The sequence below is a fragment of the Hyphomicrobium sp. 99 genome, assembly GCF_000384335.2.
Classification (GTDB): domain Bacteria; phylum Pseudomonadota; class Alphaproteobacteria; order Rhizobiales; family Hyphomicrobiaceae; genus Hyphomicrobium_B.
In genome coordinates, this window is record NZ_KQ031382.1 from 2,809,076 (window position 1) to 2,828,920 (window position 19,845).

The 19,845-nt window shown below is 56.9% G+C and carries 18 protein-coding genes; 5 read left to right on the forward strand and 13 right to left on the reverse strand.

Annotated features, from left to right (window positions below; translation table 11 throughout):
• The first annotated feature begins 448 nt into the window (after positions 1-448).
• Entirely contained in the window at positions 449-1,642 is a 1,194-nt protein-coding gene (locus G359_RS13555) for a glycosyl hydrolase family 18 protein (protein ID WP_045836560.1), read from the forward strand.
• Between the two features lie 418 nt (positions 1,643-2,060).
• Here G359_RS13555 and G359_RS13565 read toward each other — a convergent pair whose 3' ends face one another.
• The 7 genes from G359_RS13565 to G359_RS20965 form a co-directional block, all read right to left on the reverse strand.
• Entirely contained in the window at positions 2,061-3,434 is a 1,374-nt protein-coding gene (locus G359_RS13565; RefSeq protein ID WP_052699379.1) for an HlyD family type I secretion periplasmic adaptor subunit, read from the reverse strand.
• Positions 3,431-5,221, reverse strand: coding sequence for a type I secretion system permease/ATPase (locus tag G359_RS13570; protein WP_045838008.1), 1,791 nt, complete (start codon positions 5,219-5,221; stop codon positions 3,431-3,433). Before G359_RS13570 ends, G359_RS13565 begins: the two co-directional genes overlap by 4 nt.
• 595 nt (positions 5,222-5,816) lie before the next feature.
• On the reverse strand, positions 5,817-6,620 hold the full coding sequence (locus G359_RS13575) for an outer membrane protein (protein ID WP_045836562.1): 804 nt from the start codon (positions 6,618-6,620) through the stop codon (positions 5,817-5,819).
• Positions 6,621-6,881: 261 nt separating this feature from the next.
• The gene (locus G359_RS13580; protein ID WP_045836563.1) at positions 6,882-7,208 is read right to left on the reverse strand and encodes a plastocyanin/azurin family copper-binding protein; all 327 of its coding nucleotides are present in this window, start codon (positions 7,206-7,208) and stop codon (positions 6,882-6,884) included.
• Between the two features lie 11 nt (positions 7,209-7,219).
• A complete protein-coding gene (locus tag G359_RS13585) occupies positions 7,220-7,747 on the reverse strand; it encodes a DUF4142 domain-containing protein (RefSeq protein ID WP_156150883.1) in 528 nt (175 codons plus the stop codon).
• Positions 7,748-7,836: 89 nt separating this feature from the next.
• Complete coding sequence (locus G359_RS13590) at positions 7,837-8,547, reverse strand: RNA polymerase sigma factor (protein ID WP_045836565.1); 711 nt, start codon at positions 8,545-8,547, stop codon at positions 7,837-7,839.
• A 74-nt stretch (positions 8,548-8,621) separates the two neighbouring features.
• A complete protein-coding gene (locus tag G359_RS20965; RefSeq protein WP_245280034.1) occupies positions 8,622-8,858 on the reverse strand; it encodes a globin family protein in 237 nt (78 codons plus the stop codon).
• Positions 8,859-9,178: 320 nt separating this feature from the next.
• Here G359_RS20965 and G359_RS13600 point away from each other — a divergent pair, with 320 nt between their 5' ends.
• Both G359_RS13600 and G359_RS13605 read left to right on the forward strand, forming a co-directional pair.
• On the forward strand, positions 9,179-9,616 hold the full coding sequence (locus G359_RS13600; RefSeq protein WP_045836567.1) for an Rrf2 family transcriptional regulator: 438 nt from the start codon (positions 9,179-9,181) through the stop codon (positions 9,614-9,616).
• Positions 9,613-10,641, forward strand: coding sequence for an NAD(P)H-dependent flavin oxidoreductase (locus G359_RS13605; protein ID WP_045836568.1), 1,029 nt, complete (start codon positions 9,613-9,615; stop codon positions 10,639-10,641). The genes G359_RS13600 and G359_RS13605 overlap by 4 nt, the downstream gene beginning before the upstream one ends.
• Before the next feature lie 398 nt (positions 10,642-11,039).
• Here G359_RS13605 and G359_RS13610 read toward each other — a convergent pair whose 3' ends face one another.
• A complete protein-coding gene (locus G359_RS13610; RefSeq protein WP_045836569.1) occupies positions 11,040-11,813 on the reverse strand; it encodes a carbon-nitrogen hydrolase family protein in 774 nt (257 codons plus the stop codon).
• A gap of 243 nt (positions 11,814-12,056) precedes the next feature.
• On the opposite strand from G359_RS13610, the gene ssuE reads away from it, so the two are divergent.
• Positions 12,057-12,599 (forward strand): NADPH-dependent FMN reductase, encoded by a 543-nt coding sequence (gene ssuE / locus G359_RS13615; RefSeq protein ID WP_045836570.1) that lies wholly within the window; start codon positions 12,057-12,059, stop codon positions 12,597-12,599.
• 128 nt (positions 12,600-12,727) lie between these two features.
• On the opposite strand, the gene G359_RS13620 is transcribed toward ssuE, so the two are convergent.
• From G359_RS13620 to G359_RS21135, 5 genes are all read right to left on the reverse strand, one after another.
• Complete coding sequence (locus G359_RS13620; RefSeq protein WP_045836571.1) at positions 12,728-14,044, reverse strand: NtaA/DmoA family FMN-dependent monooxygenase; 1,317 nt, start codon at positions 14,042-14,044, stop codon at positions 12,728-12,730.
• A 147-nt stretch (positions 14,045-14,191) separates the two neighbouring features.
• Positions 14,192-15,004 carry an ABC transporter ATP-binding protein gene (locus G359_RS13625; protein ID WP_045838009.1) on the reverse strand — a complete coding sequence of 271 codons (813 nt, stop codon included), beginning with the start codon at positions 15,002-15,004 and terminating at the stop codon, positions 14,192-14,194.
• The gene (locus G359_RS13630) at positions 15,004-15,819 is read right to left on the reverse strand and encodes an ABC transporter permease (RefSeq protein WP_045836572.1); all 816 of its coding nucleotides are present in this window, start codon (positions 15,817-15,819) and stop codon (positions 15,004-15,006) included. Before G359_RS13630 ends, G359_RS13625 begins: the two co-directional genes overlap by 1 nt.
• Position 15,820: 1 nt before the next feature.
• Positions 15,821-16,891 (reverse strand): putative urea ABC transporter substrate-binding protein, encoded by a 1,071-nt coding sequence (locus G359_RS13635; protein ID WP_045836573.1) that lies wholly within the window; start codon positions 16,889-16,891, stop codon positions 15,821-15,823.
• A 351-nt stretch (positions 16,892-17,242) separates the two neighbouring features.
• The gene (locus tag G359_RS21135) at positions 17,243-18,226 is read right to left on the reverse strand and encodes a helix-turn-helix domain-containing protein (protein ID WP_045836574.1); all 984 of its coding nucleotides are present in this window, start codon (positions 18,224-18,226) and stop codon (positions 17,243-17,245) included.
• A gap of 406 nt (positions 18,227-18,632) precedes the next feature.
• Here G359_RS21135 and G359_RS13645 point away from each other — a divergent pair, with 406 nt between their 5' ends.
• The gene (locus G359_RS13645; RefSeq protein WP_256363860.1) at positions 18,633-19,820 is read left to right on the forward strand and encodes a BaiN/RdsA family NAD(P)/FAD-dependent oxidoreductase; all 1,188 of its coding nucleotides are present in this window, start codon (positions 18,633-18,635) and stop codon (positions 19,818-19,820) included.
• Positions 19,821-19,845: the final 25 nt, after the last annotated feature.

A 19,845-nucleotide genomic window follows, 5' to 3' on the forward strand; every position in this document is an offset into this window, starting at 1 on the left:
GCAGCACACCGTGTGGACGGCAATCTTTCAGTCGGCGATGACATATATCATACGGTGGAGCGGTCTCTAATAAACGCCTAACGACCCGCAACTTCGCACCCCGGCCTGGCCTGGCACATACGACAGTTTTGAAAAGCTCGTTCGAGTGGCTCAATACAATGGGCCCATCGTCGGACATTCGGCGAGCTATTTGATTGCATATCCGAGCCAGGGCCCACTCGCGAAACAATTAGAGCTTCATACGTGGGGCCCGTCGATCAGACGGGCGTTCGAGCTGAACGTCTTTCAATCCGAACAATATTTGCATTTTCTCATACAGAGATTCATTCGCCTGGCAACAATTGATAGCAGCGGTTCCTGTGCCTTCGCCGAAGCCTCACGAATTCCCACGGCTCGAATATCGCTCAACTAAAATTTTGTAAAAAGACATTGGCATTGGTCAGCCTTGATGATCCCCGACGAGGAAAAAGCGATTTTTTTCGATCCCGCAGGGCGCAGAGCCCGCGTCGTCAATCGCATAATTTTCATTTGCGCGCTTGCCATCGCTGCAGCTTCCGCCGTTTTGGCGGCAGGCATATTGATTGCACCAGTCCTTCCTCAGATATCCTTAAGCCAGGAAACCAAGAGCGCATCAGGCGCTGCCGAAGCGACACCTTATTCGGCGGACAATCGTTACAATGCGATCGGCAACAGGTCGCTTCCCGAAGATGCCGCTGCTGTGAAGCGGTTTGCTTTCTTCTCAGGCAGGGATCCCAGCAGTTTCATTTCGCTTCAGGAACACTATGACGTAATCGACGCCATCCTTCCGGATTGGATATCACTCGCGGCCCACGGAAAAGGGATCACACGGCCATGGGTGAGCGGAGAAACATCCGTGCGGCAATTTCGTGAAGAAAAAGGAATTCATCTCGAAATTTACCCAACGCTATCGACGGATCTCTCACTAAGCGAGACGTCTGCTGCTCTCGCAAACCCCGAGAACCGCCACCTCATAGCCGCCAGTATTGACCGCTATCTCGCCGACGCAAAATACGAAGGGGTAACGATAGATTTGGAACAATTGGGACCGGAGAACCATACAAACCTGGTCCTACTCCTTAACGAAATCGGTAGCCTGATCCGACCAAAGGGTCGCAAGATTATTTACGTGATGGCGGCGCGTCAACCCGATAGTCGCGACCAAGAGCTGCTGCGCCTCGCCGATCTCGTGCTGGTCGAGACCTACGAAAATTCTTCAGATCCTGACGCCGGACCGCCAGCGAGCCAAGGCTGGTTTGAAGACGAGCTGCGCATGCTGCAGCGTAACGTCGACCTCCGAAAGTTGATTTTGGGCATCGGATCATATGCAAATGATTGGGATACCCTCGGGCGCCGCCGCCAAATCTCGGTGCAAAGAGCCTGGGAGCTTTCGGATGAGGCAAAATCCGCACCGACTTTTGAATCCAACACGCTCAATCTGCATTTCCGCTACCAAACAAGCGACGCTTCCGAACATTCCGTGTGGTTTCTGGATGGTGTGACAGCCTTTAATCAAACCCGAGCTGCTCTGGCCATAAAGCCGGCCGGACTTGCATTATGGCGTCTCGGCCCTTGTAGTCGAGTGGCGGATCGCCGCCTTGGCCTTGCAGATAGTAGTCCTTGAAGGTTCCGCGCTTGCAGTCCTTCCGTGCGAGAGAATTGCGGACGGCGTCACTCGTCGCGGCTGCCGGAGCCGGAACGAACGACTGGCCGGTGAAGGTGAGGATGGCGAATGCGGCGAGGAACGTCACGCGAGCGGATACGAGCATCTTCGGAAACCTTATGAATTCGGGCACCCCATGTCGATCACTGCAGGCAGCGACCGGAACCGTATTTCGATCATGGACGAAATTGATCGCGAGGTTTCCCGCAGCCTGCAAACGCGATTAGGAAAGTGTGAAGCCGTCGGCGACCCCAATGCAGCAAACCAAATAACACCAAGCCGCGTTGTATATTCCCGTGAGTCCACAGCCAAAAAGGCGATGCCCTTTAGAGACGTGCGCCGAACTCGCCAAGCCCGATTTTTAAATCGTCAGTCTGCTTCAGTGTTCGCGCATGCCCCGCCGAAGGATATCCGTCAACGGCGACAGCAGAAATTGGAGCAACGTCCGCTCCTCGGTCACGAAGATAACCTCTGCGCTCATGCCCGGCAGCAGTACCGCTTCCGACGCCCGGGCTTTTAGGTCGTCCTTATCGATTTCGACGCGCGCGACGTAATAGGACTGCATCCCATTGCCATCCGTGACGCGATCGGCGGAGACCGACCGCACGATGCCGCGCAGCCGCGGCATGACGCGGCTCGAGTAGGCGGCAAGGTGGATTTGCGCCGGCTGATCCTGGTGCACGAGCGGTATGTCGTTCGGGCTGACGCGTGCCTCGATGATCAGCTTGTCGTCGCGCGGTACGATTTCGAGGATGGGGTCGCCGCGTCCGACGACGCCGCCCACGGTCTTGAACCGCATGTTGATGACCGTACCAGCGACTGGCGCGGTGATTTCGGTGCGCTTCAGAACGTCCTTGCTCGCACTCAAGCGTTCGTCGATGTCGATCAACGCATTGTTGACCTTGTCCTGATCGGCCGCGATTTCGTCGAGGCGTGTCGCCTCGGCGCTGACCACCTGAAGGTTAGCCTCGACGATCAACTGCTTGGTTTTGGCGATATCGGTCTCGAACCCGGTTCGTTGCGCCAGAAGCTCAGATTCGTTGCGCTTCAGGCGCATCGCCTCTGGCTTCGGCAGCAGCCCCTTGTCGAGAAGCGCCTGCTTGCCCGCCACTTCCTCGCGAATGTAGGAAATCTGAATGTCGAGGTTGTCGATCTGCGCCTTTGCGCCCTCGATCTGCTCGGCAAGCTGATCAGTGCGCTGCTTGGCCATGTTCTTGCGGACCTGCAGCACGCTACGACGCGTGTCGAAAATCTGCTGCTGCGACTGCGCGGCAGCGACAAGCTTGCCGCCCGCTTCAAGCTCCTCGGGGAAATCAATCACTGCCGCGCCGCTTTTTTCGGCGTCGAGACGCGCCTTCTGCGCGAGAAGCGACTGCTTTTGCGCGAGCAACGTTTCATAAGCCGATTTGGGCTGAACCGACTCCAGAACGAGAAGCCGTTGGCCTTCCGTGACGATGTCGCCCTCGTGCACGCGGAGATCGCGGATGATGCCGCCCTCGAAATGCTGGACGACGCGGCGGCTGCTGTTCGGACTGATGACGCCGGGCGCAATGGCTCCCCCGGCGAGCGGAGCGACCGACGCCCAAGCGCCGAAGCCGCCGACGAAAAGGAGAATGAGCACGTAGCCTTTGCGGATCGGAGAGCGAACGCTGGCTTTCAAAGGCACCGGAGCCGCGATCGCGGGTCCGAAATTTCCCGGAAATGCAACCGCGCCTAAACGTCGGTCGACGACGACCATTCCGTTGCTGCTCATTGGGCACCCGCTTCAAGTGTGCGCTCAAGCGCTTTCGATCCGTTTGCTTGTCCCATCGATCTGCGCATCGGCAGCGTATCATTACCGCCTTTCGCTGCCGAAGCTTCGCTCCACGCTTCCATGATCTCGTCGCGCGGGCCGAACATCCTCACCTCCCCGTCCTGCAGGACGAGGATCTTATCGGCTTGGCTCAATGTCGAAGGACGGTGGCCGACGACGATGATCGTGCAGCCGCGCTGCTTCAGATCCTTTAGCGCTTCGGCAAGCGACGATTCACCTGCCTGATCGAGGTTCGCATTCGGTTCGTCGAGGACGATGACGCGCGGCTTGCCGAATACGGCGCGCGCCAAACCGACACGCTGGCGCTGGCCTCCCGAAAGTCGCACGCCACCATCGCCGATGAGCGTATCGTACCCAACCGGCAGGCGCTGGATCAGCGGATGAACATGGGCGATGGTCGCCGCCTGTACGACTTCGTCGGCGCTCGCCGGCCGCATGCGCGAAATGTTTTCCCGAAGCGTGCCGGTGAACAACTCGACTTCCTGAGGCAAGAAGCCAATGAGCTCCCCGAGCTGCTGGCGATCCCAGTGGCGCATGTCGTTTCCGTCCAAGCGGACTTCGCCTCCCGCGGGCTCGTTCAAACCGACCAGCAGGCGGCACAGCGTGCTCTTGCCTGCCCCCGACGGTCCGACGATGGCCAGCACTTCTCCGGGCTCGGCGCTGAACGAAATGTCGTTCAGGATGACGTGCCCCGTCTCGGGCACGGCGTAGGTCAGATCTTCGACGGTAAGCCGGCCCTCGGGCAATGGCAGCAACGTGCGTTCGGGGATTGGCGGGTACTCCTTGGCGTGCGCGTTCAACCGGTCGTAAGACAGACGCGCAGTGATGAAGCCTTTCCAGCCTCCGATCGCCATCTCTATGGGCGCCAGCGCGCGACCGAGCAGAATAGCTGCGGCGATCATGGCTCCGGGGGTGATCATGTTGTCGACGACGAGCCAGGCGCCGGTGCCCAAAATTCCGATCTGAACGGCGGAGCGGACGAACTTCGAGATTGTCAGCATGTAGCCGGACATGTCGCCGGCCCAGTGGATTGAATCCGTCACGACGTCATTGAGCTGGCGCCACCGTGCAATCATCGCCGGCATCATGCCCATGGCGTGCACAACTTCGGCATTGCGGATCGTCGCCTCCGCGAGGCGCATGGTTTCGAGCTGCGTCTCATCCGCCTTGACGTTGGGCCCGTGGGTCAGCCACTCGGTCAAAAAGCTGATTGCCAGAAGCGTCACCGCGGAAGCAAGCGCGACCATGCCGAGATAAGGATGAAGCTGCCAAATGATGACTATGAAAATCGGCAGCCACGGAGAATCGAAGAACGCAGCCATGCCTTGCGTGGCGATGAAGCCCTGCAGATAGCTGAGGTCGCGCAACATATCGGTGCCGGAGTGATCGCCCTTGATCTGGGCGCGGCAGCTCGACTCGAGGAAGATCGGCCCGAGCCTGTCGTTGAACCAGCTCCCCATGCGCATCGCCACCGAATTGCGCAACGTGTCGAGAACACTCATGACGAGCACGGCAGCCATGGCAATTCCCGTCAGGAGCAGCAGCGTTTCGACACGACCAGACCGCAGCACACGGTCCATGACCTGCAGCATATAGAGGGGAATTGCGAGGATCAGGATATTGATCACGAAGCTGAAGAAGAAAACCGACCAGAATGCCGAGCGGCATTCCTTGAGAGTCGTCTCCAACACCGTATCGCCGGTGACCCCGTCCTGGTTGCTTGCCATGATCTCTTCAGCCGAAGTCAGCAATAAGATCGCGATCTCTGTCGCTCAAGGACAGAGGAGCAAGAAATAAGCCAATCCCGGAATTCCGTCGGCGGAGCGTCTGGCGTTAAGTATTGGAGGCCGATGAGGACAATTCGTTAAATAAAAATGGCCACCGCCAGACCTTGGCAATGGCCGATTTCAAGAAGAGAAATTGAAACTGAAACTTCCGCTTTTTACTCCGGGCCGTAGCCCGTACCGCACTTCACGAACTTCGGCGGGCAAGGATCGCACTTCGGCGCGCATTTCCAAAGGCTAATCGAGCACTTTGGCTTCGGTGGCGCGCATTCTACCTTCACTGGCGGCGGACACTTGGGCTTACAAACAATCTTTCCCACGGGAAACTCCTCCTAAAAACTTATTAAAGTCCGAGCAAATTAGGAGCGGGATTCGTCAGTGTCAGTCAGAATTTGGAACAGTGGTTAAATCCGCGGTCAGCTTTACCATTCCCCGAATAGAACGTGTCATTCAGAGACAGATCCGCATGCAGAGAAAAAAGCAAAAAGAAAAGGGGCCTATTCGGACCCCTTTGTCTCGGTCGATTTTCTCGACGCCTCTATTTCAAAGGGACGACTTCGGCTTCGCGGCGACCGAAATGATAGGTGAGGCCGAGGCGCACGACCCAAAAGCTGTCATCAAATTTCACGCGCGTCGAACAGTCTGCGCCGCAAGTGTCGAGGGTGTAATTGCGAGTGTCGCTGCCAAGATCCACGTAGAGAGCGTCTCCGCGCAACGACCAGTTTCCATCGCGCATGAACTCGAAGCCGCCGCCTGCGGTCCATCCGAATTGATAGTCAGTGTTGGACTGCGAAAATGCTGAGTCCAATTCAATGCTATCTGGACCAATGTTCGTCGCGAACGAGTGTTTCACCTTCGCATAGGCCAGACCTGCAGTTGCGAAGATCAGCAGGTTCTCATCACGAACGATACCGAGGCGACCGCGTACTGTTCCGAAAAAGTTCATCGACGATCCGGCGGCCAAGTAGCAGCTTCCTCCGCATCCATCGCCGGCAACGCCGGTCTTCAGATCGGTACCGAAATAATTGAACTCGGATTCGATACCGAACACGACCCGACCGCACTGAACGTTATAGCCGCTGTGCTCGCCGATGGTGAAACTGCGGTCGTTGTCATTCAGCGGCGGAACCCCCTCCGCGTCCGGCAGAGATTCATGCGTTCGTGCACTTCCGCCGCCGAGATGGACGCCCATATAGGCGCCAGAAAAGTTTCCGCCCATGCAGCGCCCCGCTTGCGCGATCGGCGCCGCGGGCTCGTCCTTCAGGCTGCCGCCGGCGTGGGCATCGCTGACTGCAAAGACGAGCGCGCCCAATGCCGCAAGCACTGCAAACGGTTTTATCATTGTAATCCCCCTATTCGTTCGGCCCAAACGGGCCTGACGAGTCTTCTTTCACTGAAGCAGGGGTGATTCGTGTGTGTGCGTCGAGGATTGATTACATCAGTAGGAGGTTATGCATACGGACAGTTGCTCCACGTATACAAAAAGCCACGAGTTTTACAGGCACCTCTAAATTTCGGACACGAAGGCGGTACCGAACCACCACCGCAGGCCAGAGTGGTTAGCTGGCTCCGTACGCAGCACATCTCATCAGTAGAAGGACTGTCAGTTGGCGACGACATTTATTGTCCCCGTCATGTTTGGATGCACCCGACAGAAGTAGGAGAATGAGCCGGCGCGCGTCAGCCGCAGTTGTGCCGAATGGCCGGCGACAATTGTGACGTCCCATTCTCCGGTCTTCGCTGTTGCCGTATGATCAATGAAGTCGCCATTGATCCACTCGACTGTGTCACCCACCTTGGCCTCGATATCCGATGGTGAGAAGGCGAGCTGATTGATCGTCACTCTTGCGATCTCGCCTGCCGAAGTCGGCGCGGTGAGCGCGAATTGCAAAAGCCCGACAAGAACGACAGAGAGTTTTATCTTCGGCATCGCTCGCTCCGCTAGTGAAACGTGCTTGCCAAGTGCTCGGCGTGCTGCTCGTGACCTTGGAAAATCTTCAGGCCGGTTTGGAGCAGAGCTTTTAAATCGGAATTGTTTGCCGACGGAATAAGCGTCTCTCTCAGCGCCTGATTGACCGTCTTGTGGTAGGTCACCTCGTTCTCGACATAGGCTTGATCGAATTCAGCACCAGAAAGATTCGCGAGTTCGGCACGCTTCTTGTCTGCCTGCTTTACAAGGCCCTTGCTCGTGTTGTTGTCCTCTGGCGTGACATTGAGTTTTTTGACGAGAGCAAGAGCCTGGTCGTTCACCGCCGCGTGGTCGCGGACCATATCAGTCGCGAAGGCACGAACACTATCGTTCTTCGATTTCTCAAGCGCGAGCCGGCCGGCCTTGATGTCGAGGTCGCCGGCTGTGTAGGCGATGTGCGCGATTTGTGAATCCGTTGGTTTGTCTGCCGCATATACGGGTATCGCGACGACGAACGGTAAGATCGCAACAACAAGGCTAGATAATTGGGAACGACGCATCATGAGTTTCTCCACGAACTACTGAGCCGCGAGTGGCTCTTGGCTTCACGGAGAATTGGATGCGACGGCGCATAAAAGGTTCCCGGCAATTACAAAGACGGATAGAGGCGCAGTAGAACGGCGTTCGTCATCCGCTCGCAACGCTTGCCTTCGAAGGGAAAGACATCACTGAACAGCGGACCAATGTGGTCGGCAAACGCGGCTCTGAGCAGCCGCCGAGCGCGGTGCAATCGCGTCTTCACTGTCTCGGGAAGGAGGCCAAGAAGGTTCGCCGTTTCCTCGATGCTCATGTCCTCAATAACCCGTGCGACCAGAACGGTGCGAAACTCTTCGGGGAGATCATCGATGGCACGCTCAAGCAATTGGCAGATCTCTCGTTGTGCCATGGCACGCTCAGGGTCTGTGGATTCATGTCCGGACAACGGGAATCTGATGATCTCCGCCGTCGGATGACGCGAAAAGTCGATTTCCGGGACGGGAAGCTCGACCCGGCGGCGGCGCCTTTGCAAAGCCTCGTTCAGCACAATTCGGGTCAGCCAAGTGGCGAGGCTTGAATCGCCGCGAAAGTTCGCAAGGGCGGAAAAGGCATGTAAATAGGCTTCTTGCAAAACGTCCTCGGCTTCGCCGTCGTCGCGCACGATGCTGCGCGCAACGCGGTAGAGGCGGCGGTTGTTGGCTTGGATTATCGAACGGATGGCGGCTTGGTCTTTGCTGACGGCGCGGCGAACCAGATCGACATCGGCCGACGACACTGCACTTCTTTCCAGTGGAGGGCGAGCCACGCTTAAGACCTCCTGCATATTCAGTTGCGCAGAGGATACTGATGCATACGCGATGGAAAGGTTCCCGTTGTGATGGTGGCCTCGCGTTCTAATCAAGATTGCAATTGCGATTTTCCGGAGCCTTCTCCTGCGACGACCCTCAAAACTGAATCGTCTCCGCGATGCAGGCTTATGCCGAGCCGTAGCGACTCGGCGACGCGCTTGGCTCGCTCAATAAAAAAAGAAGCCGCAGCAGGCGGACAAACTGCACGAGCCGTCTTTCCGAAAAGATCCAGCCACCGCTCAAAATGCTCATCATTAATCTCGTTAATGGCGGCGTGAATGGGCATCGGCCTCCCCTTGTAGCGCCCCGTCATCAGCGCTATCGACGACCAGAACGCACGCAACTTTTCAAGGTGGTCGTCCCAATCTCGAACGCGCGTCTCAAATAGGGGACCCAGAACTTCGTCGCGTCTGACTGAGGCGTAGAACCGCTCGACAAGTTCCCCAATCATGTCCTCATCAATTCCGACATCGAGCCCCGGCGCGAGAGGGCGTATTGAATGCGGCATGCGTATGGACCTTTCTGTCTCGTCTTGATAAGATGTATAGAAGATATACCTTATACATGTCGCGACAAATCACATCTTCCTGATGCCTGGATGAGCCCATGCGGTTGACCGTTCTGTCGGATTATTCCCTCCGGGTTCTGATGTACCTTGGCGCCTTTCCAGGCAGGCTTTCCACGATCCAGGAGATCGCAGAAGCCTATTCGATTTCCGAAAATCATTTGATGAAAGTGGTCCACCGCCTCGGCCAACACGGGTTCGTCGAAACGATACGTGGACGGGGCGGCGGATTGCGTCTCGGCAAGCCGGCAGATTCAATCAGGCTTGGCGACGTTTTGCGTATAACGGAAGAAGACTTCTACCTCGTGGAATGCTTTGGCACCGAGGGCTCGTGCCAAATCACAGAAGTCTGCCGCTTGAAGCATGCTCTACAGCAGGCGTTGGCGTCCTATTTCAAAGTTCTTGATGCTTGGACACTTGCCGATATCGTCGCCAATCGCCGAGCGCTTATCAGTGAACTCGAGGGCATCGACCAATGACCGCGTCGCTGAAAGACAAACTTCTCAAGACACGACTGACCGAGCGGCTCGGAATCCGCCACCCCATTATCGGCGCTCCGATGGCGTTCGCCGCCGGAGGGAGACTTGCGGCGGCGGTGTCGGCGGCCGGCGGTCTGGGTCTCATCGGCGGCGGATATGGTGATGCAGATTGGCTCTCACGCGAATTTCGCGCCGCCGGAAATCAAGCCGTTGGATGCGGCTTCATTACGTGGTCGCTGCGCAAACATCCGGCGCTTCTCGATTTGGCCCTCGCCAACAATCCGCAGGCAATCCTGCTCTCGTTTGACGATCCTGCTTCGTTCGCCGATCGCATCAAACAGCGTGGCATCACGCTGATTTGCCAAGTCCAGACTCTGCGCGACGCCGAAAGGGCGGTTGCGTGCGGAGCCGATGTGATCGTTGCGCAGGGATCGGAAGCGGGTGGCCACGGAGAAAAACGCGGCACATTTAGCCTTGTTCCAGAAATCGCCGACCTGATCGCAAAGCAATCCCCAACCACTCTTCTGTGTGCCGCTGGCGGCATCGGAGATGGTCGCGGGCTCGCGGCCGCACTCATGCTGGGCGCCGATGGAGCGCTGATCGGCTCACGACTTTGGGCTTCGAAAGAAGCCAACGTCAGCACCGCCATGCATAACGCCGCGTTGGCAGCAACGGGCGACGACACAATCCGCTCGCAAGTTATGGATCTAGCGCGAAAACTCGATTGGCCGTCTCGTTATACCGCTCGCGTGCTCAGGAACAGTTTCATCGCGAGGTGGCACGGTAGAGAAGCTGAACTGCAATCTGTCGCTGATGAAGAAGCCGACAAGTATCGCCAAGCCTGGGCGGCGGGAGATCCAGACAACAGCAATACCTTTGTAGGCGAAGTCGTCGGCCAAATTCGTGAAATTGAGCCGGTGGCCAACATCATCGACCGCATAGTGCTTCAAGCCGCCGAGCTGTTGGGCGCAAAGGGCCGATATCTTGAAATGGTTCCCGTGGAGGCACGCTCCTCGGAACGATAATTCTTCTTCATCACAGTGCAGCATCCACGCGCAAGGCATCGATTGCGAAACAATCACACGAGACGTTCTGCGGCGCCTCGGCAGTTAATATTGCTGGTGCATTGGTTGCGGTTCACGCCGCGCTGCACGTGCGCGGTCTCAGCACGGCACATAAAAGCGGCCACGCATAAATCAATGCCAAGTTATTGAAAGCATTGGTGGGTGATCACGGGCTTGAACTGTCGACCCGCTGATTAAGAGTCGAAGGCTTCTGCCGCTGTTTCAAAGAGCGTTTGGCACGTCCAAGCGGCATTGAGTAGTCTTTGGCAGAATTGAAAAGTCGTGAGAACCAAGTTTAGCGATAGAGGCAGACAACGAGCGCTAGTCCTACCAGGAGTGTGTCCGACCGGAAGCAAGTTCTACCGGGAAAAGGGAAGCTGCAAATCTTCGATCTGCGTCGAGAAGGAGTCGCTCGGGCTTTTGTCCGGCAGTTGTGCGAGCAGCAAGGCCTCCCCACGAGGACCCGCTCTCGCTAAATCGATCCCATCAGGCCCGGAGATCCCGCTCAGTCCAGTGTATTCCAGATCTCCCTCACTCCCGCAGAGGTTCGCATAAGCCACAAACACGCCATTCTCGAGAGCGCGCGCACGAATGAATGTCGTTGGCACCTGAAAATACGGAGCCATATTCGCCGTCGGGACAATGATGATCTCGGACCCCCGTCGCTTCAACTCGCGCGCCATTTCGGGGAACTCGATGTCGTAGCAGATCGCCATGCCAACGACGCGATCTCCAAGCCGAGCGACGACCAGTTCTTTGCCGGGAGAGAAGAGGCACTTTTCGTCGGCGCCGAACAAGTGGATTTTCTGATAGACCGCAGTGAGCTTGCCTTGCGCATCGAATAATGCGGATGAGTTGAAAAGTTCGTCGCCGCGCAGCTCTGGAAAGCCCACCGCAATGGCGCAAGACTCGTTACGTGCGATCTCTCCGATTGATCTGAGCGAGGGACCGTCCCTCGCCTCCGCCAGATCTCTCATGCGTGAGCCGACGTTGTAACCGGTCAAAAACAATTCCGGCAGAACAAGCAGATCCGCCTTCCACGACGCAGCCGTCCGGGCAATCGCGCGAATCTTCTCGATGTTTTTCGCTTTATCTCCAGGAATGGAGCTTGTTTGACAAACCGCGATGCGCATTCTGCTTGGGTCTCTTGCGGGTGTTGTGGTTGGAGTGCGGCATGCCGCTATTCGGTAGGAGCACTCACGCGCCGAAGTCCAAGTTTCTCGAGAAATGTCCCACAGTTCAAGCGTCGACTTAGCAGACGGATTTGGCGTGCGCTGAACCGCAAGACCTTATGCGCTCAGCCGCAAGATCTGCTTCATGCAACATTTACGTTCTTCTCAGAAAACAGACCAATCCAGCAAGTTTGCGAGATTTCAATGCCAACGGTCCTTGTCGTTTCTTCCAGCCCTTCAGAAAAGTCGAAAACCGCGGCCTTGGCGCAGTATGTCACGGACCACTTGTCGTCGATCGCGATGGATGCTCGGCACCTGCGATTGAGAGAGTTGCCTCCTGCTGCACTCGTACGTGCCGATACGAGCGATCCGGCTATTGCCGAGGCTGCGGCGCTTTTAAAATCCGCAGACGGCGCCGTCTTGGTCACGCCAACGTATAAGGCGTCTTACTCTGGCCTGCTGAAGATATTTCTCGATCTGCTTCCCCAGTACGCGCTCGCCGGCAAAGCCATACTCCCGTTGGCCACTGGTGGAACATTAGCGCATGCCCTCATGCTTGATTACGCTCTGCGGCCGGTCCTTCATTCGCTCGGGGCGCGGCACTGCGTTCAGGGTCACTTCGTCATAGAAAGCGTGATCGATCCGGCCTCTCCGGAGCTCATCACAGACACACGTTATAAGGACATGCTTGCCGACGTGATCCGCCAGTTCGATGGCGCGGTCAATTACGCCGAGAAGGCCGCTTAAAAGCCGCCCTCTCGACGCGAAACGATACAAATATCAGGGACGAATATCAGCGTTCGCCAACGGCAAGTCGAACGCTTTTGAAAACGGCGGAGGATTGAGGCTTTCCCTCCGCCGTTGAATGTTTCCGCTCAGAACGCAAGAAGGTTCTCTTTGAGCATCTTCCCCGTGTATTCGGTACGGACCAGACCCTTGCGCTGCAGGGCGGGCACGAGTCCGTCGCACACCTCGATGACGGTTCGGCGGTTGGTGGATTGTACGGGCGTCGTAATGAGGAACCCGTCACCGCCGACTTGAGCCATGGTATCGGCCATCTTATCCGCGACCTGCTCTGGCGTGCCGACGAGTTCTACCGAAGCGACAATACCGCCGGACGCCTCCACGACAAGCTGACGGAGCGTTTTGTTCGACCCCCACTGCTGGAACATATCGAGTGAGCCTTGCTCACCGTTCGTGCGGAGTTTCTCCGGCAATGGCTTGTCGAGCTCGTACTTTTTAAAATCGATATCGGTAATTGCCGATATCAGTGCCAGGCATTGTTCCAGGAACACGGGATCAGATGACTTGCGTTTGGCTTTGGCCAACGCTTCCTCTTCCGTCTCGGCAAGGACGGGAGCGATCAGAAAGAGCACCTTGATGTCGTCGGGATTACGCCCGTGCGCCTTCGCGCGCGCCCGGATGTCGTCGCGATACTCCTTCATTTTTTCAATGCCCGGAGCAACCGCAACGATGGCATTCGCGTGCTTCGCAGCGAAGTCGCGCCCCTTTGGCGAGCCGCCGGCTTGCACGAGTGCCGGAACGCCCTGCGGCGAGCGAACAGTGTTGAGCGGCCCGCGGCACTTGAAGTACTTTCCTTCGAAGTTGACTGTGTGAACCTTTTTGAAGTCGGCATAGGTACCGGTTTCACGATCGCGAACGACCGCGTCGGGCTCCCAGGAATTCCAGAGTTTATAACAAACGTCCATATACTCATCCGCCATTTCGTAGCGGAGTTCGCGTGGCGGCAGGGCGTCCATTCCAAAGTTCTGGGCGGCGGCATTCTCTGCCGACGTGACGATGTTCCAACCGAAGCGGCCACCCGCGATGCTGTCCACAGTCGACGCCAGACGCGCCAGCAAAAACGGAGGATATGACAACGTCGACATCGTGGCGACGACGCCGATATGTCTCGTCGCTGCGCTGATCATTGCCGCAAGAGGCACCGGGTCATGCTTCGGGGAAAATCCGAGCGCGTGCTTCAAAGAGATTTCGGCGGTTCCACCGTAGGATTCTGAAATCGCAAGTTTGTCTTCGAACATGATGTAGTCGAAGCACGCGCGTTCCAACGACTGCGCCATTTCAACGTAGAACTTGCCGTCCCAAGGTGATCCACCGTTAGAGAAAGGGCCGTTCCACTCATCGGACGTGAAGTTTGTGAACCAGCCAAGATGAAAGGGCTTTGCAGTCATTTTATCGGTATCTCCCTTGCGACGTTTCCGTCGAATAGCTCATCTCTGTGTTGAGCAGGATTAGAGCTACTGACCGATCGCCCCAAAGAGATTCTGGGCACTCTACGCTAATCGACAAAAGATCATTCTCGCTTCAAAAAATGCGCGCTAATTTCGGCGACTATGAAGCAGGTCGACAACGGAAGGACTCTTTGTGTTGTGCTTCCAGGCGGCACGAGAATCGCGCAGCTCCCTGTCCGTCTGCCCCCTCAGATCCACGTCGCGAACAAGTGTGGCGCCGAAGGCGTCTGGTGCCTGGGGATCGCGTCTGACTTTACCGAATTCGATGACACGTGTGCCCAATGAAAAGCCTTCGTCCAAATCGTGCGTGACCATAAAAACGGTCATGCCCCGATCTTTCCAAAGCTCAAGCATCAGTGCGTGAATTTGAGTTTTGGTCGGGGGATCCAACGCGCCGAAGGCTTCATCAAGCAGAAGAATTTTGGGTTGGCAAAGGAGCGCTTGAGCAATTGCCAAACGCTGCTGCATGCCACCGGACAATTGGGCGGGATAATGGTTCAGCACATGCCCGAGGCCAACGCGGCCCAACATTTCGGTTGCCGCGTCTCGAACGCGACCACGTTTCCCGCCAAAGAGATGTCCGCCGAATTTCGCCTCCGCGAACTCAACTCCCAGCATCGCATTGCCGAGAACCGTCAGATGGGGAAAAACGGAATACCGCTGGAAGACGATGCCGCGGTCCCTGGTAGGCTCCGATGCGATCTTAACGCCATCGATGAGAATTTCACCGCGAGTAATGGGCTCCATTGAAAGAAGCAGACGGAGAAAAGTCGTCTTCCCGCAACCGGACGGTCCGACAAGTACGCAAAATTCTCCGCTCTGGATCTCGAAGTCCAGCCGCTCCAGCACGGTGACGTCACCGTATTCCTTCCAGACGTTCTTGATCGATATTTGGCTCATCAAGTCGATGCCTTTGCCCACGGGAACAGTCGCTGGCTGAGAACTCTAAGTCCCAGATCCATGAGGAATGCGAGTGCCGCGATCCACGCGACGTATGGAATGATGATGTCCATCGCGAGATATCTTCGGACGAGAAAAATCCGATAACCAAGACCGTCGGTCGACGCGATCGCCTCAGCGGCGATCAGAAACAGCCACGCGGGCCCGATTGAGAATCGAAGTCCGTCAAGCACACGCGGAAGCATTTGAGGCAAAACAATCCGCACGATGATTTGGAACGTCGATGCGCCCATCGTTTGCGCTTTCACCAGCAGCTCGTATGGCATCTGCTCAATGCGCAATGCCAGATCGCGAACAAGATATGGCGCCACGCCTAAGATAATGAGGACGATCTTGGAAAGCTCGTCGAGGCCGAAGGCGATGAATAGGATTGGAAGAAGAGCGAGGGGCGGCACCAATGACAGCGCGGCGACGAATGAATTAGCCAGAGCGGCCGCGTAGGGGATCAGTCCCAAAGCTATGCCAAAGACAATGGCAATTACGAAGGAAGAACCCAATCCCCACGCGAGTCTCTTCAGACTGGAGAGGGTGTCTGCCCAGAACAGATAGTTACCGGTGCGGACGTCCGGGGAGAAGGCGATTTGGCTGATTGCCGACCACATCGAGCTGAAGGACGGCAGCAGCTTGTCATTGGGGTTTTCGTGCAGTCGTATGTCCGAGCAGATGACATACAGAATGATGACTGCGCCGAATGGCACCAACCCGAGGACGCGTGCGATCCCCGGGTTGGGCTTTTTGTTTATGATGCGAGTCAACTCACAGCTTTCCTTCTGCAGCCATCGCTGTGAAAGTTGTGTTGAAACGGAACTTGACATTGTTGGCGTCGCCAATCGTCGACCCATCCGGGAATTCGATTCCGACGACGTCCTTCGACTTCGCGTTTTGCCCCAGCAATCCGTGGTCGAATGAGAAGGTCCGGACCAGATCCATCGTCTTCTTCAGAGAAGCGGAATCCTGGAACTTGAGTGCCTCGGCAGGCGTGTTGAACATGTAGGTCGTGGCAAGCTGCGCCTTAAATCCCGCAGCGTCCGTGCCCGACGCAGCCGCCATTGAGGCGATGGCTTTTTCTGCTTCCGGCGTACCGGAATTCATCAAAGCCAACATTTCATACCAGGCGCCTGCAAGTGCCTTGCCGAGAGCAGGATTGTCTTTCAGAGTTTCCGAGTTCACGGTCATGACGTCCATGATCTCTCCAGGGATCTTGGAGCTATCGAAAACTTCCGTAGAACCAGGCACTTTCTTGATGTCGCTGAGCATCGGGTTCCAGCTCACGATGTTCTGAATTTCGTTTGAGCCGGTGAATGCAGAGACTGCGTCGCTTTCGGATGTGTTGACAGTCGTCACATCGCGCTCTGTCAGGCCGACGCTGCTCAGCGCGCGAGCCAGCAAATAATGCGACACGGAAAACTCGACGAGATTGACCTTCTGTCCCTTGATGTCGGCAACGGATTTGCCGGCTTTCATAACCATGCCGTCGTTGCCGTTCGAGTAATCACCCATGATGAGGACTGTCGTGTCGACGCCGCCCGCAGCCGGGATCGTCAGCGTGTCCATGGTGGCCATGGCGCATCCGTCAAACTTGCCGGCGGTGTATTGGTTGATGGACTCGATGTAGTCATTGAGTTGGACGAGTTCGATGGTGATGTTGTACTTGTCCGCCCACTTCTTCAAAATGCCTTGGTCTTTCAGGTAGCCCCACGGCATCCACCCCGCGTAGATCGACCATGCAATCCGGAAATGATCCTTCTGTTCGGCTCGAGCGGGCGTCAGATAGACCCCCAAGCATGCAGTGATAGCGATCACGGTCGTGAGGAAGCGTTTGTACATCGATGTTTCCTGGGTTGCCTCAATCGAGAATGGACACAGATTTCCAGCAAGCCGCCGGCGATGCCGAACGGCCTAGATGGCTCGGATGTTTGAGAGGTCGTGGTTTGCTTTCTCCGGTTGGCGAGACCATCGCTTCAGGCGCCTGTTAACCTGACCGACACGATAGCAGTCTGACCAACGCCAACTTGCAAATGAGCGAACGATTTATTGCGCGATAATGCACTCCAGGATTTTTTAATTTGCCAAACGAACTCCCGGGCAGGCATACGCGCGCGAGAAATTACCGTGCCGAACCGGCAAGCTCACAAGTCGATGGCGGCCAAGCTTTCGGTTGGACAGCATTTCGTGGCGCTAAGGGCCGATCGGCGAACGCTTGATCAGCGCGTCTTGACCTGCTGCAGCGCGCATTTCTCGTGGTGTCATTCCATATCGAGATTTGAAGTGCCGGCTGAATTGAGCTTGATCGCTGAAGCCCCACCGATATGCGATCTCGCTTATGCGCTCCCGTCGATTTGTTTCCGAGAGTTGCGCCCGGCAAGCCTCCAGCCGCATGTCCCTGATCCAATGCGCGATCGACGTCCCACTGCCTTGAAAAAGCGTGTGTAGGTAGCGAACCGAGATATTGCAGGCCCCGGCGATCATCTCGAGCGAGAGGTTGGGATTGCCAATGTTTTGCTTCACGAAGCGCTCGACGCGACTTAGGTGAGCGCGTTGTACGGACGATTGTGAGCTATTCACCGCACGATTATGAGACTCGATCGCAAGAACCAGAAGCTCGATGAATGTATTGCCGATGCCTTCCGCCGAGCAGCCAACGGACGATCCGAACCTGTGAGGAACTTGCTGCACCATGTCGAACAAGAGGCCGCCTACGCCGGAATCCCCGTCGAATAGCCTCCCGTAGAAAGGGTCAAGGGATCGAATGTGCCTTTTCACGGATGCTAGCGGTATCTTGAGCACCCAAATTTCGTTGCTATCGGTTTGCAGAAAATCCGAGGGTTCGCGGCCTTTTTCGATAAAGAACTGCTTCTTCGGACATTGAAGCCGAATGCCATCTTGTTCGAAGCAGACGTCGGAATGCGATGAGAAGGAGACTAGGATATTATCTTCGTGATCGCTTTGGACGTGGCCGACTCTTCTAATGTAGCGGACCGAATCTGTTCGCATCCACGTCAAGGACGCGGTTCCAAGATCCCAACTTCGCAGGATTGCGTTGAAGCTATCTGGATGCCGAAACGACGCTTCGAACGGCAAGATGATTTGCGATACGGCTTCTTGCCATGACCGGGCTCGTTGCGGCAGAGGCGTGGTTTGGACAGAGAATTCTCGATACATCCGTCATCTTGCGAATTGAGCTTCGAGATGAAGGTCTGCAACATCGATGCCAGACCGGCAGCCCGGGGAAACGTCTATAAACAGGGGCAATTTATGGCGTGATACGCAGGACCGGAAGTGGCTCATCTCTTTGACTGCTCGAAATTTCGGCGGATCGCGAGAATTTCGCGCTTCGGCAACTTAAGTCGCGCGCACGTCGAAGCGGAAGCGGTTGAAGCGTATCGTTGGCCACCGCCTCGTCCTACGTGGCAAACGCGAAAAGCCCTTATTCGAATATCCAAGCAAGAGCTGCCGCCGCACGCAGATTACTGTCGGACGGCAATTCGGGGTTGCCGCAGCCGATGGAACAGTATTGAAGCAGACTCTGTATTAATCTGAGGTCGAGAGAGGTCGCGCAGCAGAGTCCGTGAGCACGAGAGCATCCAACCGTTATGACGCAATAATACTAGGCGCAGGTGCGGCGGGGATGATGTGTGCCCTCACGGCGGGCCAGCGCGGACGCAAGGTTCTCTTGATTGATCATGCCGACGAGCCGGGAAAGAAGATCCTCATCTCGGGCGGCGGCCGCTGCAATTTCACCAATCTCCATACTCCGCCCGAGCGGTACCTGTCAGCCAACCCCCACTTCGCCAAGTCGGCGCTGCGCCGCTTTCGACCCGAAGACTTCATCGCCCTGGTCGAGCGCCATCAAATATCTTGGCATGAGAAAACGCTGGGGCAGCTTTTCTGTGACGGCCCCGCCCGGCAGATCGTCGCCATGCTCCTCGAGGAGTGCGCCAAAGGTCACGTCGAGCTGAGGCTTGGCCACGGTGTGCGCGAGCTGGAGCACGCCGATGGGATGTACCGCGTCAGCTTCGGCGATGAGGCCGCCGCCGCGCCTGCACTAGTGATCGCAACGGGTGGCCTTTCCATACCGAAAATGGGGGCGACCGGCTTTGCCTACGATCTTGCCCGCAGGTTCGGCCTCGCGGTCGTCGCGCCCCGACCAGCGCTTGTGCCGCTGATGCTTGGGAAAGACGAGACGCTGTTCCAGTCGCTGTCGGGCGTCTCGGCCGATGTCGTCACGCGATGTGGCGACGTCGCATTTCGCGAGGCTGCGCTATTTACCCACAAGGGGCTATCGGGCCCGGCCATACTGCAAATTTCCTCGTACTGGACGCCCGGCGAAGAGATCGGGATCGACTTTCTGCCGCAGCTCGGATCGGCCTGGCTCCTTGAGGCAAAGCGCAGCTACCCCCGTTCCGCGCTGCGCTCCGTGCTGGCGCATGCATTGTCTGCGCGTCTCGCCGAAGCTCTGGCCGAGCGCATAGGGCTTAGCGGAGAGCTCGCAAACACTCCCGACCGAATGCTCGAACAGGCTCAGCGGCGGCTTTCCGACTGGCGCTTTCGCCCCACCGGCACCGAAGGATTCGCCAAAGCCGAAGTCACGGCCGGCGGGATCAGCACCGACGAGCTGTCCTCGCAGACCATGCAAGCAAGGAACGTAAGCGGGCTTTACGCGATTGGCGAAGCAGTTGATGTGACCGGTTGGCTTGGCGGCTATAATTTTCAATGGGCTTGGGCCAGCGGCTGGGCGGCCGGTCACGCTCTGTAGGTCGCTAGCTCATGCGATGCTGTCG

Bases quoted from the DNA above. Each gene is read 5' to 3' on its own strand.
- G359_RS13555 (WP_045836560.1), top strand. From the start codon at position 449: ATGATCCCCGACGAGGAAAAAGCGATTTTTTTCGATCCCGCAGGGCGC.
- G359_RS13565 (WP_052699379.1), bottom strand. From the start codon at position 3,434: ATGAGCAGCAACGGAATGGTCGTCGTCGACCGACGTTTAGGCGCGGTT.
- G359_RS13570 (WP_045838008.1), bottom strand. From the start codon at position 5,221: ATGGCAAGCAACCAGGACGGGGTCACCGGCGATACGGTGTTGGAGACG.
- G359_RS13575 (WP_045836562.1), bottom strand. From the start codon at position 6,620: ATGATAAAACCGTTTGCAGTGCTTGCGGCATTGGGCGCGCTCGTCTTT.
- G359_RS13580 (WP_045836563.1), bottom strand. From the start codon at position 7,208: ATGCCGAAGATAAAACTCTCTGTCGTTCTTGTCGGGCTTTTGCAATTC.
- G359_RS13585 (WP_156150883.1), bottom strand. From the start codon at position 7,747: ATGCGTCGTTCCCAATTATCTAGCCTTGTTGTTGCGATCTTACCGTTC.
- G359_RS13590 (WP_045836565.1), bottom strand. From the start codon at position 8,547: ATGCAGGAGGTCTTAAGCGTGGCTCGCCCTCCACTGGAAAGAAGTGCA.
- G359_RS20965 (WP_245280034.1), bottom strand. From the start codon at position 8,858: ATGCCCATTCACGCCGCCATTAACGAGATTAATGATGAGCATTTTGAG.
- G359_RS13600 (WP_045836567.1), top strand. From the start codon at position 9,179: ATGCGGTTGACCGTTCTGTCGGATTATTCCCTCCGGGTTCTGATGTAC.
- G359_RS13605 (WP_045836568.1), top strand. From the start codon at position 9,613: ATGACCGCGTCGCTGAAAGACAAACTTCTCAAGACACGACTGACCGAG.
- G359_RS13610 (WP_045836569.1), bottom strand. From the start codon at position 11,813: ATGCGCATCGCGGTTTGTCAAACAAGCTCCATTCCTGGAGATAAAGCG.
- ssuE (WP_045836570.1), top strand. From the start codon at position 12,057: ATGCCAACGGTCCTTGTCGTTTCTTCCAGCCCTTCAGAAAAGTCGAAA.
- G359_RS13620 (WP_045836571.1), bottom strand. From the start codon at position 14,044: ATGACTGCAAAGCCCTTTCATCTTGGCTGGTTCACAAACTTCACGTCC.
- G359_RS13625 (WP_045838009.1), bottom strand. From the start codon at position 15,004: ATGAGCCAAATATCGATCAAGAACGTCTGGAAGGAATACGGTGACGTC.
- G359_RS13635 (WP_045836573.1), bottom strand. From the start codon at position 16,891: ATGTACAAACGCTTCCTCACGACCGTGATCGCTATCACTGCATGCTTG.
- G359_RS21135 (WP_045836574.1), bottom strand. From the start codon at position 18,226: ATGTATCGAGAATTCTCTGTCCAAACCACGCCTCTGCCGCAACGAGCC.